This window comes from Sorangium sp. So ce426, from assembly GCF_051475585.1.
Taxonomy (GTDB): Bacteria; Myxococcota_A; Polyangia; order Polyangiales; family Polyangiaceae; genus Sorangium; species Sorangium cellulosum_B.
Genome location: NZ_CP150341.1, coordinates 4,188,081 through 4,204,949, shown reverse-complemented (window position 1 = coordinate 4,204,949; position 16,869 = coordinate 4,188,081). Strand labels below are relative to the sequence as shown.

Sequence of the window (16,869 nt, the reverse complement as noted above, 5' to 3'; positions counted from 1 at the left end):
ATCACTTCCTGGGTCGGGTCGTGGCCCGATCGAGCGCCGAGCCTTCCTTGGACGCGCCACCCGCCGGCGCCGCCTTCTTGTCCTCGCCCGCCTTCTTGTCCTCGCCCTCTTCCTTGTCCTTGCTCGCAGCCGGCTTGTCGATTGCGGTCAGTGCTTCACGGAAGGGGGTCCCGTCGAGGTTCAGCGGCGCAGGGCGTTCGCTCATGCCGGAGTTGACCCGCGACGGCGAGCCACGGAATTCGTCGATGAGGTGGTACTCGGCGCCGTAGTTCTTCGACAGCCACACCTCGCAGGTACGCGAGTAGTCGTCGAAGTACTGGTACTTCACGGACAGGTCGAGGCAGGTCTTGAACGCGCCCTTCGCCATCTGCTTCTGCGGCTCGCTCGCCTCGTCGAGGCGCGAGTAGTACTCACCCCGGATCTCGTCGTACGAGACGTCGGTGCCCGGGACCATGCCGTGCCCCTTCCATTCCTTCGGGATGGGCGCGGCCCGGAACTCGGCGACGAACTTGCCCCACATCTGACCGACGCGCGCACCGGCCGCGATGACCCACTTCGGCGGAGGCGTCGGCTCCAGCTTGAGGATCTTCTGGTACTCGACGTCGGCCGCCTCGATCGCCGGGCGCTTCTTCTTCACCCAGTCGGCGACCTTGGTGTTGATGTGCTTGAGGACGTCCTCGCGGTTCCCGGAGCCCTTGTACTCGGGGAACTTGATCTTATCGACGTCCTTCCGCTTCTGCTCGGCGAAGTGGAAGTAGGCCTCGCCGACCGCGGTCAGCACCTTGCCGAGCCGGCGCAGCTTCTCCGGCTCCTCGCCGCCGATCGCGTCGAGCTTCTTGAGCGCGGCCGCGGGGTCCTTCCAGTAGCCGCGGACCTTGTTGTACTCGCCGTTCGCCGGGGTCACGCTCTTCGTCTGCAGCAGGACGCGCGCGTACATCGCGTGCGCCTGCACCTGGACGTCGAACGTCGCGTTGCGATCGATCTGCGGCATCGCCGTCGACAGCCGCCGGCGCGCCTGATCCCAGTCCTCGCGATCGATGTAGTGCGCGCCGATCGCGAACGCGATCTGCGCGGTCTGCGCCGGCTTCGCCTTGCCGTAGTTCTTGTTGAAGAGGTCGGCGTCCTTGATCGCCTGGTCCTCCTGACCGAGGCCGAGCCGCAGCACGACCGCGTCCTGGAGCGCCTCGGCGGCCTTCTCCCCCTTCGGGTTCTCGCGGGCGTAGCGCTCGTACCAGTTCGCCGCCTCGTCGTAGACCGCGATCGCCTGGTAGTTGCCGCCGATCTCGTAGATCGACGTCTTCGCCAGCTCGGTGTTGTGGAGGTTGTAGCGCGGGTCGAGCAGGATCTTGCGGGCCGAGATCGACTTGGCGATGAGGCGGGCGGCCTGGAACGCCTTGGCCGCGTTGTAGAGGATCTCCTCGCTCTTCTCGCACGCGGACTGCTTCGCCTCGCAGGCGGCCTCGCCGTACTTCTTCCACATGTCCATGTAGGCGACGGCGGCCTTCTCGTAATTCTTGAGGGCCTCGACGCCGCCGGCCGCGTCAGCAGCCTCGACGAGCTTCTGCGCGCGCAGGCGCTCGATGTCGCGCTGGATGCGGATCAGGATGCCGCACTGCTCGGCGTTCTCCTTCTCCTTGCCGCCCTTGCAGTAGAGATCGATGAACTTGGGCACATCCGCGGCCATGTCGTCGTAACAAGACGGACGCGGCGGGTCCATGTTCGCGCCGAGGACGTTGAGCGACTCGAGGTAAAGCTGAGACGCGTAGATGCCGACTTCCTTGTCGGCGTGGTTCAGCGCCACGTCGCGGAACGCGAGCGCGGCCTCCTCCCAGTGCTGCGCCTCGAAGTACGTGCGGCCGCGCGCGTACTTCACCTCGACGTACTGCTCCTGGGCCTCCTTGTCGTTGGCCGCGGGCTTGATGTAGCAGACGTACCGGTTGAAGGCGGTGATCATGCCCTTCTGGCTGTCACTGAAGTCCTTCGGCTGGAACTTCGCCTTCTCCGCCTTCTTGTCGCCCTTCTTGCCCGTCCCCCCGTCGGGGAGGTTGCCGGACCCCTTCAAGTGGGAGCCGTCCTTGTGGGTCTCGGTGTAGATGTTCTGGTAGCAGAGCACCGAGGCGTACGCGGCCTCAGCCGCCTGCGGCCCGTTCGGGTCCTCGGCCACGACCGAGTCGAACGCGGGACCGCACTTGGCCCAGTCCTTCTGGAAGTACAGAAGGTCGGCCATCGCGTACTTGATCTTGAAGATGTTCGGCCAGTCCTCCTTCAGGATGCGGGGGAACTCGAACTTGGCGAACTGCTCCTGCTTGAAGTTGTTGACGACCTTGTCGTAGAGCTGCGCGGCGAGCTGCATCGTCTTCTTGTCGCCGGTGCCGCGCACGCCGCCCGAGCCCACCGCCTCGAGGTGCCAGGCCATCGCCGTCTCGGTCAGCAGACCGGCGGTGATGTTCGAGCACTTCAGCTTGGCGTCCGCCGGGTGCCCCTCGCCCTGGAACTTGTTGTGGACGTCGAGCTGGCGCCCGAGCTCGCCGATGATCTGGTCCTTGTTGCCAGACTTCATGGCGAGCGTCGCCTCCGCGATGTGCCCCTGGTAGACGCAGTACCTCGGGCCCCGATCGCGGGTCATCAGGTCGGTGTAGAGCTCGATGCCCTCCTTGTAGTGACCGGTGTCGAGGTAGTTCTGCCCGAGGTCGTCCATCATCTTGAACGTCTTCTCGGAGCTGCCGCTCGCATCGCCGCTGAGCGGACGCAGGAAGTCGTGGGACTTCCGCGGGTCGCCCGCGAGCGCGTAGACGGGGATGATGTCGCGCCGCGCCGAGACCGCGAGCTGCGCCGCGTTCGGCATCTGCTGGAACTGCTGCCCGTACTCGATCGTCTTCTTGAACTCGCTGATGGCGCGGGCGAAGTCGCCCTTGTTCCAGTAGACGTACCCGAGCTTGTAGTGGGCGTAGCCCCAGACCTTGTTCTCGGGCGGCGGGTACTGGGTGACCTTGACGTACGACTGCTCGGCCAGGTCCCACTTGGACGGGTCGCCCTGCGCCTCGTTGAAGAAGAGCTCACCGAAGGCGAGGTACGCGTTCGGGATGTACTTCGAGTTCGGCCAGTTCTTGATGAGCTCGAAGTAGACCTTGCGAGCGTTCTCGAGCTGCTGGGCCTGCTCGTACTCGTAGGCGAGGTAGTAGAGGACCTCGTCCGTGCAGCCCGTGCTCTTCGCGGGGTCGGCCGCGTTGGTGCTCTGGCAGTACTTCGGATACTGCGTCTTCAGGTCCGTGTAGTACTTGATCGCCTGCTTCCGCGCGAGGACGAGGATCTTGTCGGCCTTGGCGATCTCGGCCCGGAGCCCGGCGACCGCCTTCGGCTTCTTCCGCTTGGCCTCGTCCGCCTTGATCTGCCCCTCGGTCTTGTCGCGGAACGCCGCCGACTCGAGCTCGACGTAGCCCTCGGCGAGGCGCCGCATCAGCTTCGGCCGGTCCGGCGCGTTCTTCGGCGTCGAGGAGTACAGCCCCTCGAGCCCCTGGATCTCCGTAACGAGCAGGCTCCTCACCTTCGGGGCGAGGCGATTTCGCCGCTCGTCGCGCTGCGCCGAGGCCTGTGAAGCCGTCGGATTGGTCGGCTTCGTCAAGTCCTCGCGCTTCTTCAGCTGGATCCCCTGCGGGGCAGACTTGAAGCTGACCTGCGGCTTCTTGCCCGCCGACACCTGGAGCTTGCCGCCCGGACAGGCGGCGATCGCATCCTTCGCCGGCTGCGTGATGCACGCGTCGGCCGCCGACGCGGGGCTCGTTGTGACCGCGCACGCCGCCACGGCCAACGTACCCGCCGCCGCGCGGAGCGCATGCAGTACACCGAACTTCGACTGCTTCATCTCCATCTCCGTCCCTCCGCCACGGACCCCCGTGAGGAAGCGCTGCCTGCCCCGCGACCTCGGGCCGCGGGGCCAACCATGATGAAATCGCTCACTTGCTGCACTTCGACGTCACGACCTGCCGGTAGAAGCCGAGCTCGTCGCGCCAGTACTCGCCGTCGAACGGCCAGAGCACGTGCTCGTCGTCGGGCTTGACGACGCCGTACGTGAGCGCGTCCTCCTTCGACAGCTGGCCGCTGACGACCTGCTGATCGAGCTTGTTCCTCTCGGCCGCGGTGATGTCGATGAGGATCTTCGACGAGTCGCGGAGGTGCTCGTTGAGCTCGTCGAGGTTGCGCTGGTAGCGCTCCCGGCCGAGCGTGCCGGCGTTCCGGATCGCGAGGCTCCTCGCGAACTCGAGCGCGTCGGTCACGTCGCTGCCGACCGGAGAGTTGCGGAAGTTGGCGGGCGCCTTCTTGAACCGATCCGCCTCCTCATCGAGGATGCGCACGTACTCCATGTTGCGGCGGAGCTGGCGGTCGGAGAGCGCGTTCTCGACGATCGGCCGGACCCTCGGCGGGATGTCGCCCTTGCCGGCGCCCACGTCCTTCAGGAACTGGAAGAAGCGCTCCTCGTTCCCCTCCCCCTGGTACCGCACCAGGATCGACTCGAGGTCCTTCTTGATCGGCTCGTACTTCTTCTTCATCTTCGCGACGATCGTGGTCGCGTCGCCGTACTGGCAGATCGTGAACGAGACGACGGCCTTCAGGATGTCGGCCTCGGGATAGAACGAGTTCGGGAAGTAGGGCGACTCGATCGTGTGGATGTTGCCGAGCGCCTGCGGGTACAGCCCGGCCATGAAGTACGCCCAGGACTGCTCGAAGAGGCTGTCCAGCCAGTACTCGCTCGCGACGTCGACGCGGTTCCAGTACTTGACGGCGGCCGAGAGCTTCGCGGCGTCGATCGTCGGAACGTTGTTGTCGTCGAGGCGGACGGAGGCCGAGTAGTAGGTGCGCGCCATCGAGAGGAACGCGAGGTCGCGCATGCGCGCCTCGTCCTCGAGGCCCTCGACGCCCTCGTCGATCGCCTGGACGATGCGCTGGAACGACTTGACAGCCGGCACCGACTTGCGCAGCTGCACGTACGAGATGCCGCTGAAGAACTGGGCCTGGACGTAGTACTTGCTGTTCGGGTCGACCTTGGCGAAGAGGCTGATGGCCTCCTCGTAGTTCCGGTTCCGGTACTTGTAGCGGCCGAGCAGGTAGTTGAGCTGCCAGTAGAGGTCGCGCTGCTGGGGGTTGTTGAACCGCGCGATCTGCTCGGTCTTGTACTTGCCGACGCGCTCGATGATGTCCGCCGGCTCCGGGAGCTGCGTCGCGAGCTTGGACAGCCAGAGCAGCGTCTCGTTGAACTTGAGGTGGTTCGGCTTGTCGGCGATCTGCGAGAAGATCGCGTAGCTCGCCTGGTAGAACTGGAGGCGGTAGAGCGCGATCGCGAGGTGGTACTGGGCGATCTGCTTGTTGCCATCGTCATCGCCGGTGTCGCCGTCGACGACGCGCTTCAGCTGCCGCGCGGCGTCGCTCCACCGCTCGCTGTCGAAGAGCCGCTTGCCCTGCGCCGCCTCCTCCGTCATCTGGCCCGCGGTCACGGGGCCCGCATCCTCGTCGGCGCTGACCTCTTTGCTGGGCTTCTTGTCGCCCTTGGCGTCCGCCTTTTCAGCCGCGACGGGCTTACCTTTGCCGGGCTGCGCATGCCCCACGGCGGGGGATAGCAACAGGGCAGAAGCTACAAGGCAGATACTCGCCACCCGGTTCCGCATCGTCGTTCCTCGCTTTCGGCGACGTAAAGATCGTGGCCCCTTCGCCCCGTTCGCGGCTCCACACACGGAGAACGCGCGCCGTAGACCCCCGAGGCAGCTCGGTCAGGAACCAAAAAGTTCAATGAGAATCAACGGATACTTGCGTGTGGCGGGGGATGGTAGGATTGTGGCGCGCAGCTTGTCAAGCGATGCCGGGCGAGGGGGCCCCCTCTTGCATTCCCGTCCTGAGACACCGGGCGCCGGGTCGACCTTGGGGTTGCGCACTGCGTAGGAGTCGACGGTGGAATTATCGAACGGAGGCGCGCTCGCTTCCTTAAACGAGATCGTCGCGCCGTGGCCGCACTGTTGCCGCCCAGGCGGCAGCCTGCCCGTCCGCTGCCAAGGGACCAGCGCGCGGAGGGTCGAACGCCTCGCACCGGCGGCGCCCGCCCACCTCGGCGACGTGGACGGGCGCGGCCCATCCGCCTGTTGACGCTCGAGGCGCGCTTCGTCTAGGGTCCAACCGCTGACGTTGTGCCTTTGAGCACCTCGACTTGAGCGTTTTCTTGCCTCCCGTCCGCGCGCCTCTGCAGAAGCGGTGGCGCGCACCGCCGCCGAAGGAGCACGTTCTGATGACCCGTTCCATTCTGTCCGGCCTGCTCGGCCTGCTCAGCGTCGTCGCAATGGCGAGCCTGCCCTCCGCGTGCGAGAGCGGCGGCGTCGGCGACCCGTGTCTGCCCGAAGACGAGTACGATCCGCAGTTCGCTGGCTTCAAGGTGACGGAAGAGAACATCGAATCGCGATCCTTCCAGTGCCAGACGCGGATCTGCCTGGTGAACCACTTCCAGGGGCGCGTGAGCTGCCCGCTCGGCCAGGAGGCGCCCGCGACGTGTACGCCCGGGCAGGGCGGGTGCACCAACTGCGTGCTGTCGGAGTCGTACTACGCGCCCGACTGCGATCCGACGAAGCCGGATGGCGGCAACAGCCAGTGCCTCAGCGGCATGTGCGACAGCGCGGGCGCGTTCTGCCGCTGCGATGGCAACGAGGACTGCCCCAGCGGTGGGTGGACCTGCAACACGGACAAGGGGGTCTGCGAGCTGTACATCTGCCGCGACAACCTCGGCACTGACTGCCAGGACCCGACCAAGTCGGCTGCGGAGAACGAAGGCAAGCCTTGCTGCGTGCCGGGGACCAAGGATCCGGTCGCGGCGCCTGTCTGCGGCCAGTGCGCCGGCACCTCGAACCGGAACGCGCAGCAGGCGGTGTACTGCTCGTGCCGGTGCGGCGTGGCCGATGGCGAGCCGGACGACCCGAACTTCAACTTCTGCGAGTGCCCGCAGGGCTTCACCTGCTCGGAGATCCGGCCGAACGTCGGCCTCGGGGACCCGAACATCACCGGCAAGTACTGCATCAAGCAGAACACCCAGTTCGAGAACGAGGGGGCCTGCGGCGACGTGCAGGGCCGCGCCAACTCGGACCAGTGCGAAGGCTTCTAGGCGTCGGGTGACCGGCCGTCGCGGCTCGCGAAGCCCTCGCCCGACGACGGCCGATCTGGCCGGCACCTTCCTCTCCCTCCCTCCCAGCGACGATCCAGGCTCACGCGACGGGCGCGCCGCCACGCGCAGCGCGCCGGCGGCTTCGGCGACGAGCCGGACCGCTATCGGGCCCGCCGGCGCTCCGGCGGCCGACGCGCGGCGAGCGCTCGGCGCGCGCGCGGAGGACGCGGTGGTCGCTCACCTCGCCGCGCAGGGCGTGGAGATCGTCGCGCGCAACGCGCGGGTCGGGCGGCTGGAGATCGACGTGGTCGCGCGCGACGGCCCCGTCATCGTGATCATCGAGGTGCGGACGCGCGGCGCCGGCTCGTACGTCCGCGCCCTCGACAGCATCGACGCGCGCAAGCGCGCCCGCGTGCGGCGAGCGGGTGAGCGGCTCTGGCGCGCCACGTTCTCGCGCGTGCGCGGCGTGGAGCGGATGCGCTTCGACGCCGCGTCCGTGACGTTCCTCCCGAGCGGCGAAGCGACGGTCGAGATCGTCAAGGCCGCCTTCTAGCGCGGTGCTCGCGCGCTGCGGATACGGGCCCATCTCGACGTTTTCGGTACTCGGCGTACTGAAGTACGCCTCCGTGCCGAAAACGCCGATCTGGACCCGTCTCCTGTGCGCGCGAGCACCGCGCGGCGACGGTACGGCCGGAGGGATCCGGGCGAGGCCGTGCGGGAGCGCGCGGCCTGAATTCTCTTATTTTTGGCTTGATTTTAGGCTGGATTCGGGCAGCGCGATCGTCGACCGACCGCGCGCGGGCTCGATCACGCGTCGAGCTGCTCCTGCATCTCGCTGCGGAGGCGCTTCAGCTGGGAGAGGCCCTCGGGGTCGATCTCCATCGTCCCCTTCTGGGCGCGCGCCCCCGCCTCGAGCTTCTCGAGGATCGCATCCATCTTGGCGATCTTGCCCTGCTGGCGCGCCCTCAGGTCCTCGACCATCTTCTCGAACGCCTCGAAGAAGTGCTGGAGCTCGTCGCCCTTCCGGAGCTTCTCGCGCACGATCAGCTTGCCCTCGCCGACCTGACGGAGCAGCCGCTTCATCTTGAAGATCGGCCCGGCGATCTTGTGCGTGAAGACGATGCCCGCGACGCCGACGCCGAGGACGAGCAACGACAGGAGCGCGACGATGAGGCGGAGCAGCATCTGCTGGTTGTTCGCCACGTCGGCGGCCTGCCGCTCGAGCGCCTCCGCCCGCTGCTGCAGCGTGGCCGCGTCGCGCTCGAGCCGCGCCTGCTCGTCCTTGAGCTTGCTCTCGTCGCGCTGCGCCGCCTCGCCGAACGTCTTCGCGAGCTCGGGGTCGTCCTTGTACTCCTTCGCGATGTTCATCGCGACGACCTCGCTGACCCGACGGCTCTGGACGAGCACCTCCTGGCCGCGCTTGACGGTCTCCTGCCCCTGACGGACGGTCTCCTGTCCCTGCTGCACGGCGCTGCGGCTCTGCTCGATGATCTTCGAGCTCGCGTTCCAGAGGAGGATCCCGAGCGCCACGGAGAGCGCAAGGCTGATCCCCACGAGGAACCCCGTGTATTTCAGCTGGAAGTTCTGGTCGAGCAGGTAGTTCCGCGCGCTCCGCTGGTAGCGCGCTCTGACCTCCGGCGCGGAGGTCTGCGGGGCCGTGCTGGAAGCGTCGCTCATGGGATCCTCGAAGCTGGCTGGAGATGACAAGGGTCGTGAGGCACTGGAAAAGCCAATATCGAGCAGCGAAGGTGCGTCACAGCGAGGCGACGACCTTGTGGAAGGTGTCGACCGCGTTCTCGACGCACATCTTCATCAGGGTGTTCTCGCTCTGGACGTCTTTCTTCGGGGTGCCGCTCTGCGTGAGCTTCGGCGCGAACTCACCCTGGAGCGACTTGGCCGGATAGGTCCACATGCTGACGCGGACCACCTGGGTGAGGTTGCCGCCCTGGTACACGGCGGGCTCGACCGTGGCGAGGAGATAGAAGCCCTTCAGCTTCTTGCCGTTCAGAATCTTCTTGCCTTGCGCCACCGTCTCGCCCTTGGGGGCGACCGCGTAGCCGGCCTTCGCGAGGAGCTTCGACTGTATCGCGGCGCGCACGAGCGGCTCGATCTCGGACTCGGGGCGGCCGCTCTTGTTCGTGATCTCGATGGCGACGTAGTACTTCGTGTCCGCGCCCGGAGGCGGCGGCGCCGCGGAGCCGCCCCCGCCGCCGGCGGACAGCGCCGCGATCGACTTCTGCATCTGCGACTTGACGGCCGGCGTCTGCTCGCGGCCCTCGGCGCGCTCCAGGCACGCGAGCCCCGCGGGCTTGCCGAGCTTGCCGAGCGCCGCGGCCGCCGCGACCTTGACGGACGCGTTGCTGTCCGTGAGCGCGTCGCAGAGCGGCCTCGTGGCGGCGTCGTCTCCCGACGCGCCGAGCGCGAGCGCCGCCTGCGTGCGGACGCGATAGTCCTCGTTGGTCCTGAGCTGGTCGGCGAGGTAGCTCGTGCGCTGATCCGCGTAGAGCCTCGTGGGTATCAGCGAGAGTACAAGCGTCACAACCAGCAACACGAGCACTGAAAAGGGCCGACGCATTCCACGTCCGACGATACACGAGCGCATCGCCGCCGTGGCGATCGGATCAGCGGGTCTACACCCGAAAATTGGCGCGCACACGCTCGCACTTTTGCCTTGCATTCGCTCGCTCCTCGCTGCGACCAGACTGGACGGTTTGACGCGGCCTGCCCGCGGCGCTTCAACGCGTGAACCATGCTGGGCTCACGGCGAACACGGCTTCACCATCCGCTTATCTACCCACCGCTGCCGCCATCGACCCGACGCGCTGCCGCGAGCTCGCGTGCACGTCCGCTCACGTCCGCTTACGTCCACACGCCGCTTGCTCGCTCGCTCGCTCGCGCCGCGGGCGCCGGTCGCCGGGCGAGCGCGAGCTCGGCGCGGCTTCGGATCGGCTTCCCCTTGCCCGTGCCGCGTCGGCGTGACGGATAATGCGCGACCATGACGAGGAGCTCGCCGGAGGCCTTCGGGAGATGCGCGGACTGAGACGATGCCTGCCATGGGCGCTCCTCGCGGCCACGGCGCTCGCGGCGGCGCCCGCGGCGCACGCGCAGACGCAAGGTGCGCCGCTCCGCATCCATGTGCGCGGAAGCGCGCAGATCGAGGCGGTCGCATGGACCGAGCCCGACGGGTTCGTCGTGCGCGGAAGCGTGGTCGACGACGCGCGGAGCGCGATCGCGGAGGCGCCGCTCTCCATCAACGCCCTCACGAGCGCCGGCGCCCCCGCGGTCCTGCCGGCGGCCTTCGGGTGCGCGGCCGACGGCGCGGCGCGCGCCCGCGAGCCCCGCCCCTCGCAAGGCGGCTACGTGATCGCGACAGACGAGCGCGGCGGGTTCTGCCTCCGCGGGCGCGCGCCGCTCGCGGACGCGACGCTGCGCATCCGGTTCGCAGGGGGAAAGCTCTACGACGCGGTCGAGGCGAAGATCCCGATCGAGGCGCACGCGGCCCCGCTCGCGCCGGTGATCCTCCGGTTCGACCCGCCGGTCGACGCGGTCGATCTCGATCGCCCGACGGTGAACGTCACCGTGGCGCTCCGGCTCGATCGCAGCGGCGCGCGCGGCGTCGGGAGCGGCGCGCCGTTCGAGCGCGAGCGCCTCCCGATCGCGCTCGAGGACGAGCGCGGCGCGCGGCTCGCCGAGGCCCCGACCGGCGGCGACGGCCGCGCGCGCTTCGAGCTCCCGACCGAGCGCCTCGACGGCGCCGGCCAGGGCGTGCTGCGCGCGCGCTTCGATGGAACCACCACGCTCGCGAAGGCGAGCGTCAGCCAGAGCGTCGTGCGGTACGCGCAGGTCACGCTCGATCTGTCGCATCCCGTCGAGCCGGCACGCGCGGAGGACGGCGTGCCGATCGACGTCGAGGTGCGCTCGTCCCGCGGCCCTGTCGAGGGCGGCGTGGTCGAGGCGCTGCGCGCGGGCGAGCCCGTCGGGGCGGCCACCGTGACCGGCGGCAAGGCGCGGGTGATCGCCGCGTTCACCGCCGAGCGAGCGGGGACGGTCCCGATCTCGCTCCGCTATGTGCCCGCCGCTCCGTGGTGGATCCCCGGCGCGGAGCTCGCGATCGACGTGCCCGTCGCGGGCCCAGGGGCGTGGCGGCAGATCGCGCTCGGCGCCGCCGTCCTCGCCATCGCGGGCTGGGTGCTCGGCGGCTGGCGGCGGGCGCCGAAGCGCGCCGCGACGACGCGCGCGGGCGACGAGCGGCCCGTCGCGCCGCCCGGCCGCGCCGGCGTGCGCGTCATGGGACCGCTCGAGGGCGCGACCGGCTGGCGCGGCGCCGTCGCCGACGCGCATGACGGAACGCCCATCGCGCGCGCCGAGCTCGTGATCGTCGTCCCCGCCTTCGACGGCAGCGGCGTCATCGCCCGCGCGCTGACCGACGACGTCGGCGAGTTCTCGATCGAGGCGCCGTACCGGAGCGACGCGAGGCTCGTGGTCCGCGCGCCGATGCACAGCAGCCATGAGCAGGCGCTCCCGTCGCCGAGCAAGCTGGGCATCGCGCTGGTCACGCGGCGCCGCGCCGTCCTCGATCGCCTCGTGCGCTGGGCGCGGCGCCAGGGAGCGCCCTTCGAGGGGCCGCCGGAGCCGACGCCCGGGCACGTGCGCCGGGCGGCGAGCAGGGTTCAGCAGCGCGAGGTCGAGCTCTGGGCGAGCCGGATCGAGCACGCCGCCTTCGGTCCCGATCCCGTGGACGAGCGGATCGAGCAGGACCTCGGGGCCTCGGAGCCCAAGCCGGGCGCCTCGCCGCTAGCCCCGTGAGCCAGGCGACGGGGCCCGCGGAGCGCCGGCCCCGTCGCCGCGCCGATCTGCCGTTTCGCTGGTCGGATCGCGCCCCCGCGCGACCGCACGTTGACGTATGGGGTGCGTCCCATATAGTCGGCTCCCTCGCCGGAGAACGCCAACGTGGAAATCGCCCTAATTATCGTCGGCCTCGTCGTGGTGGCGGCGATCGTCTACTTCGTCACGAAGAAGGCGCCGCCACCGGAGATCGCAGCGCCCCCCGAACCGAAGAAGCTCCAGGAGAAGGCGAAGCAGCCCTCCGAGAAGCCGGCGGACAAGCCGACCGAGAAGCCGCGCGCCCAGAAGAAGCCTCCGGCGGAGGAAGCTCCTCCGGCGAAGGCGAAGGAGCCCGCGCCGCAGGAGGAGCCGCCCGCGGCGGCGCCCGCCCCCGTCGCGCCCCCGACCGCCGTCGCGCCGGCGGCGCCCGAGGCCGCGGTCGCGGAGGCGCCCATCGCGCCCGCGATCGAGGCGCCGGCCGTCAAGCCGGCCGCCAGGCCAGCGCGGGAGACCGCGCCTCCGGCCGCGCGCAAGCGAGACATCGAGGGGCTCCGCAAAGGCCTCACGAAGGTGCGGGAGAGCGAGGGGTTCTTCGGCCGGCTGAAGGCGCTGTTCGCCGGCAAGAAGGAGATCGATCCCAACGTCGTCGAGCAGATCGAAGAGGTGCTGCTCACCTCGGACGTCGGCGTGAAGACGACAGAGCTCCTCCTCGACGAGATCCGATCGGCGCTCAGCAGGAACGAGCTCGCCGACACCGACAAGGTCTGGGACGCGCTGCGCGAGCACGCGAAGCGGATCCTGCGCGTCGGCGCCGGCGGCGGGCTGCCGCTGAAGGCGCAGCCCACCGTCGTGATGGTGGTCGGCGTGAACGGCGTGGGAAAGACGACCACGATCGGCAAGCTCGCGACGCAGCTCAAGGCCGAGGGCCGGACGGTGGTGCTCGCGGCGGGCGACACGTTCCGCGCGGCGGCGGTGCAGCAGCTCAACGTCTGGGGCAAGCGCGTCGGCTGCGAGGTCGTGCGCGGCAAGGACGGCGCGAACCCCGGCGCGGTGATCTTCGACGCGATCCAGAAGGCCAAGGACACCGGCGCCGACGTGGTGCTCGCCGACACCGCCGGCAGGCTGCACACGAAGACGAACCTCATGGAGGAGCTGTCCCGGGTCGCGCGCACCATGAACAAGGCGCTCGAGGGCGCGCCTCACGAGACGCTGCTCGTGCTCGACGCGACGAACGGCCAGAACGCCATGCAGCAGGCCGCGCTCTTCAAGGAGGCGCTGCCGATCACCGGCATCGTGCTGACGAAGCTCGACGGCACCGCCAAGGGCGGCGTCATCCTCGGCATCTGCGCCGAGCATGGGCTGCCCGTCCGGTACGTCGGCATCGGCGAGCGCGCGGAAGACCTCCGCGAGTTCGAGCCCGACGAGTTCGTCGAGGCGATGCTCGGCCGCGCCAGCGGCTCCGAAGACGCGGCCGCCTGAAGCGCGGTCGCGGCGTGAGCGCCGGCGGCGCTCGATCTCTCCTCACCACCCAATCGCGCGGCTCGACAGCGGTCCAACCAACGGGCGATGGCTCCGATGTCTCAGCACGCCGCGCCTCTGCCGCTGAACCCGTCAGGCGCCACCATCGTCGCGCCCTCGGCGCAAGCACACCGGCGATCCGAGCCCGCGGTGATTGTGCAGCGAGTCTGCCGCTCGCCGCGTGTCCACCCGGCGGGTCCCCTCTGCGACGCCGCCGGTCGTCCGTGGCAAAAGGATTTGGTTGTTGATCCTTTTATTTTCGACGTGATATAGTCCGTCGGGCTTGGCGGTTGACCGAATTATTTAATGAATTCGAGTAGTTAGGAAGCTGTACTACCTGGGCGATCGATCGCTCGCATCGCACGGACTTCGGAAGGGATGGCGATGAACCAGGCTCGCGTGGGGCTTCTCGTTGCGGCTGCGCTGGTCGCGATGCCGCTTACGGCATCAGCTCAGCCAAAAGGGCAACCCAAGGAAATCAACCTCGACGAGCCAGAGACTCCTGCCGAAGGCACGGAGCCGGTGGAGGCGCCCGCGGCCCCTGCCGAGGGCGGCGAGACGACGGGGCTTGGGGACATCTGTGCGATCGACCCGACGGCGTGTCCCACGATCAATTTGGAGAAGGAGGCCGCGAAGGATCTCAAGAACGAGACCTACGCGGTGCAGCAGATCTACGCGCTGCGCTACCACCGCTTCGAGGTGAACCCGTACTTCGGGCTGACGATGAACGATCAGTTCGTCGGCCACAACGGGCCGGGGCTCGCGGTCAACTGGTACCTCACCAACGTCCTCGCGATCGGGGTCAACGGCAACTGGTACGGTGGCCTCAACACGCCGTCGGACTTCAACTTCCAGACGAGCAGGGCGGCGCGTGTCGGCGAGCCGATCACCGAGTATCAGTGGAACGCGAATGCGAACTTCACGTACGTCCCCGCGTACGGCAAGTTCGCCGGGTTCAGCGACTTCATCTTCCACTACGACTTCTTCGTGCTGGGCGGTGTCGGCGCGATCTCGACGAGGCCCATGGCCGTCGTCGATCCCGACAACCGCACCTTCGACTGGAAGCCGAAGCTCTCGTTCCACGTCGGCGGTGGCCTCCGCATCTTCTTCAACCGCTGGTTCGCGGCGATGTTCGAGGTCAGCGACTACATCTTCTTCGACGAGCTCGAGAACCCCAGCGTCGACCCGAACAACCCTCAGGACAAGAGCACCTGGCTCGCCGAGGGGAAGAGCTTCACCAACAACGTACAGGCGCAGGTCGGGCTGTCGGTCTTCCTGCCGTTCTCCTGGGAATACCGGCTGCCGAAGTGAGGACTTTGGACGCGGGGACGCGCAGACGCTGAGCGCGAGACATAGGATGATTCAGCCAAAGACGGGGACAGGCATGATGCGTCGATTCGTCCAGAGCCTCTGCACCGTGGTGGCAGGGCTTACCGGCTGTGCACTTCTGATGACGGCTGCGCCCGCGGAGGCGCAGGAGATCCAGCTCACGGGCCCTCTGGCCGGCGCGCCGGCCGTGCGGAAGCTCCGGCTCCACCGTGACGGGCGGTTCGAGGTGGCTCCAGGCGCATCGTTCACGCTGCTGGACGAGTACCGGCGGACGATCATGCCGGGCCTGCGGCTCACCTACCACTTCACGGACTGGCTCGGCTTCGGCGCCTGGGGCGGGTACGGGTTTCAGTACAACACCGGGTTGACGGACGAGCTCCAGCGCGTCGCGATCGACGGGCGTAACTGCGACACCCAGCCCTTCACGAAGGCGTGCCAGCTGACCAGGGTCAACCTGACCAAGGGCGACCTGACGAAGGATCAGCTCGGACAGATCCAGTGGGTCGCAGCGCCCCAGGTCACGGTCGTTCCCTTCCGCGGAAAGCTGGCGCTGTTCGCCGAGCTCTTCGTCGACACCGACGTGAGCTTCTTCGCGGGAGCCGCGGCGATCGGCGTGAAGGAGCGCAAGGAGTGCGGCACGAACAACCAGAACTCCTGCTCGGACACCTTCGGGCTCGAGAGCCGCATGGCCTTCGCGCCGACGTTCGGCCTCGGCTGGAACTTCTACCCGTCGGAGTTCATCGGCTTCGGCGCGGAGTGGCGTGCCCTGCCGTTCGCATGGAATACGTCGGGCTTCGACAACCACGGGCTCGGAACGGACGAGGCGTTCCCTGACCGCAAGGTGGACGACAAGGACCGCGAATTCCACTTCACGAGCATGGTCACGGTGAGCCTGAGCATTCAGTTCCCCACCGGCATCAAGACGACGGAGTAGACGGCTGCGCCGGCTCGCGGTAACGGAGCCGGTTCGCCCGGGGTAGCTCGGGCGGGAAGCCCCCTCTGCAGGGAGTCACTCTAGCGGGGTGCAGGTTCGTGTGATACGGGCTCAGCCGCTAGGCAGGCGCGTGAGGCGTACGAGAGTACGCCGCAGCGAGCCGAACGACGCGGATGAGCCCGTAGCGCATGAAGATGCGCCCCGCTATAGATCTGACGACGGTCGCCGGGTAGCTCGGACCGGGCGTCGGAGACAGCCACCAGAGGTCAGCGTTGGGTATTTTCGATTTTCTCCGCAAAAGCAATCCCCCTGCCGGGGGCGCCCCCTCCGACAAGAAGGTGGCTGGGCCTGCGAAGGTCGTCGCGGACAAGCGCGCTCAGACGTACGACCGCCTCGACGCCATCCAGTCGCTCGCCGCGATGAAGAGCGCGGATGCGGCGGCGGCGCTCCTCAGGCGCTTCACGTTCTCGATCGACCCCTCCATCACCGATCAAGAGGAGAAGGATCTGGCGTTCCGGGGGATCGTCGATGCGGGCAAGGACGCGGTGCCGGCCGTTGTCGAGTTCTGCATCAAGGCCGAGGCGCTCACCTGGCCGCTCAAGATCCTGCGGGCGCTGCTCGATGACACCGGGTACCGGACCGAGCTCGTCCAGCTGCTCGACCGCTTCGACACCGAGTATGCGCGCAACGTCGAGCCGAAGCAGCAGCTCATCATGGCGCTGGGCGACATCAGGGGCGACGACGTGCGGGTGGCGGTCGAGCGGTTCCTCGACGACGTCAACGAGACGGTCCGTTTCCACGCCGTGCAGACCATCTTTTCCCAGGGTGATGAGGCGAGCGTGCCAGCGCTGGTGAAGATGCTCGCGGCCGAGGAGTCGGTCCGGGTGAAGAACAAGGTCGCCGAGGGGCTGATGACCCGGGGCTGGACGGTGCCGGCCGAGCTGCGGAGCAGCGCGAGCCAGGCGCTCCAGGACTCGAACGGCTTCAGCGTGGGCTCGGACGGCAAGCTCCGGAAGGGCGCTGGATACAGCTGACCCGGCGCGCATCGTGACAAGTCCGTTCGCCCTGCGATCGGGTTGACAGCATCACCGCGCGTGGACGAAACTCCACGCCATGCTTGTTCAGCCCT

11 protein-coding genes are annotated in these 16,869 nt (G+C 68.2%); 7 read left to right on the top strand and 4 right to left on the bottom strand.

The genetic code is table 11. The annotated features are described in order from the left end of the window. Position 1: 1 nt before the first annotated feature. Both WMF44_RS15790 and WMF44_RS15785 read right to left on the bottom strand, forming a co-directional pair. The gene (locus WMF44_RS15790; protein WP_437299941.1) at positions 2-3,862 is read right to left on the bottom strand and encodes a tetratricopeptide repeat protein; all 3,861 of its coding nucleotides are present in this window, start codon (positions 3,860-3,862) and stop codon (positions 2-4) included. Between the two features lie 91 nt (positions 3,863-3,953). Beyond that, on the bottom strand, positions 3,954-5,600 hold the full coding sequence (locus WMF44_RS15785) for a tetratricopeptide repeat protein (RefSeq protein WP_437299940.1): 1,647 nt from the start codon (positions 5,598-5,600) through the stop codon (positions 3,954-3,956). 671 nt (positions 5,601-6,271) lie between these two features. Between WMF44_RS15785 and WMF44_RS15780 the strand changes: the two genes are divergently transcribed. Both WMF44_RS15780 and WMF44_RS15775 read left to right on the top strand, forming a co-directional pair. Continuing rightward, entirely contained in the window at positions 6,272-7,135 is an 864-nt protein-coding gene (locus WMF44_RS15780; protein ID WP_437299939.1) for a hypothetical protein, read from the top strand. A gap of 7 nt (positions 7,136-7,142) precedes the next feature. Continuing rightward, complete coding sequence (locus WMF44_RS15775; RefSeq protein WP_437299938.1) at positions 7,143-7,688, top strand: YraN family protein; 546 nt, start codon at positions 7,143-7,145, stop codon at positions 7,686-7,688. Between the two features lie 254 nt (positions 7,689-7,942). Here WMF44_RS15775 and WMF44_RS15770 read toward each other — a convergent pair whose 3' ends face one another. Continuing rightward, positions 7,943-8,812, bottom strand: coding sequence for a HAMP domain-containing protein (locus WMF44_RS15770; protein ID WP_437299937.1), 870 nt, complete (start codon positions 8,810-8,812; stop codon positions 7,943-7,945). Between the two features lie 76 nt (positions 8,813-8,888). Continuing rightward, complete coding sequence (locus WMF44_RS15765; protein WP_437299936.1) at positions 8,889-9,674, bottom strand: HEAT repeat domain-containing protein; 786 nt, start codon at positions 9,672-9,674, stop codon at positions 8,889-8,891. A 488-nt stretch (positions 9,675-10,162) separates the two neighbouring features. Between WMF44_RS15765 and WMF44_RS15760 the strand changes: the two genes are divergently transcribed. The 5 genes from WMF44_RS15760 (at position 10,163) to WMF44_RS15740 (ending at position 16,774) form a co-directional block, all read left to right on the top strand. Then, positions 10,163-11,941, top strand: a complete 1,779-nt coding sequence (locus WMF44_RS15760; protein ID WP_437299935.1) for a carboxypeptidase regulatory-like domain-containing protein — start codon at positions 10,163-10,165, stop codon at positions 11,939-11,941. Between the two features lie 144 nt (positions 11,942-12,085). Beyond that, positions 12,086-13,438, top strand: a complete 1,353-nt coding sequence (gene ftsY, locus WMF44_RS15755) for a signal recognition particle-docking protein FtsY (protein ID WP_437299934.1) — start codon at positions 12,086-12,088, stop codon at positions 13,436-13,438. Positions 13,439-13,999: 561 nt separating this feature from the next. Next, positions 14,000-14,788 (top strand): outer membrane beta-barrel domain-containing protein, encoded by a 789-nt coding sequence (locus WMF44_RS15750; protein ID WP_437299933.1) that lies wholly within the window; start codon positions 14,000-14,002, stop codon positions 14,786-14,788. Positions 14,789-14,927: 139 nt separating this feature from the next. Next, on the top strand, positions 14,928-15,740 hold the full coding sequence (locus tag WMF44_RS15745; RefSeq protein WP_437299932.1) for a hypothetical protein: 813 nt from the start codon (positions 14,928-14,930) through the stop codon (positions 15,738-15,740). Between the two features lie 338 nt (positions 15,741-16,078). After that, positions 16,079-16,774, top strand: a complete 696-nt coding sequence (locus WMF44_RS15740) for a HEAT repeat domain-containing protein (protein ID WP_437299931.1) — start codon at positions 16,079-16,081, stop codon at positions 16,772-16,774. Positions 16,775-16,869: the final 95 nt, after the last annotated feature.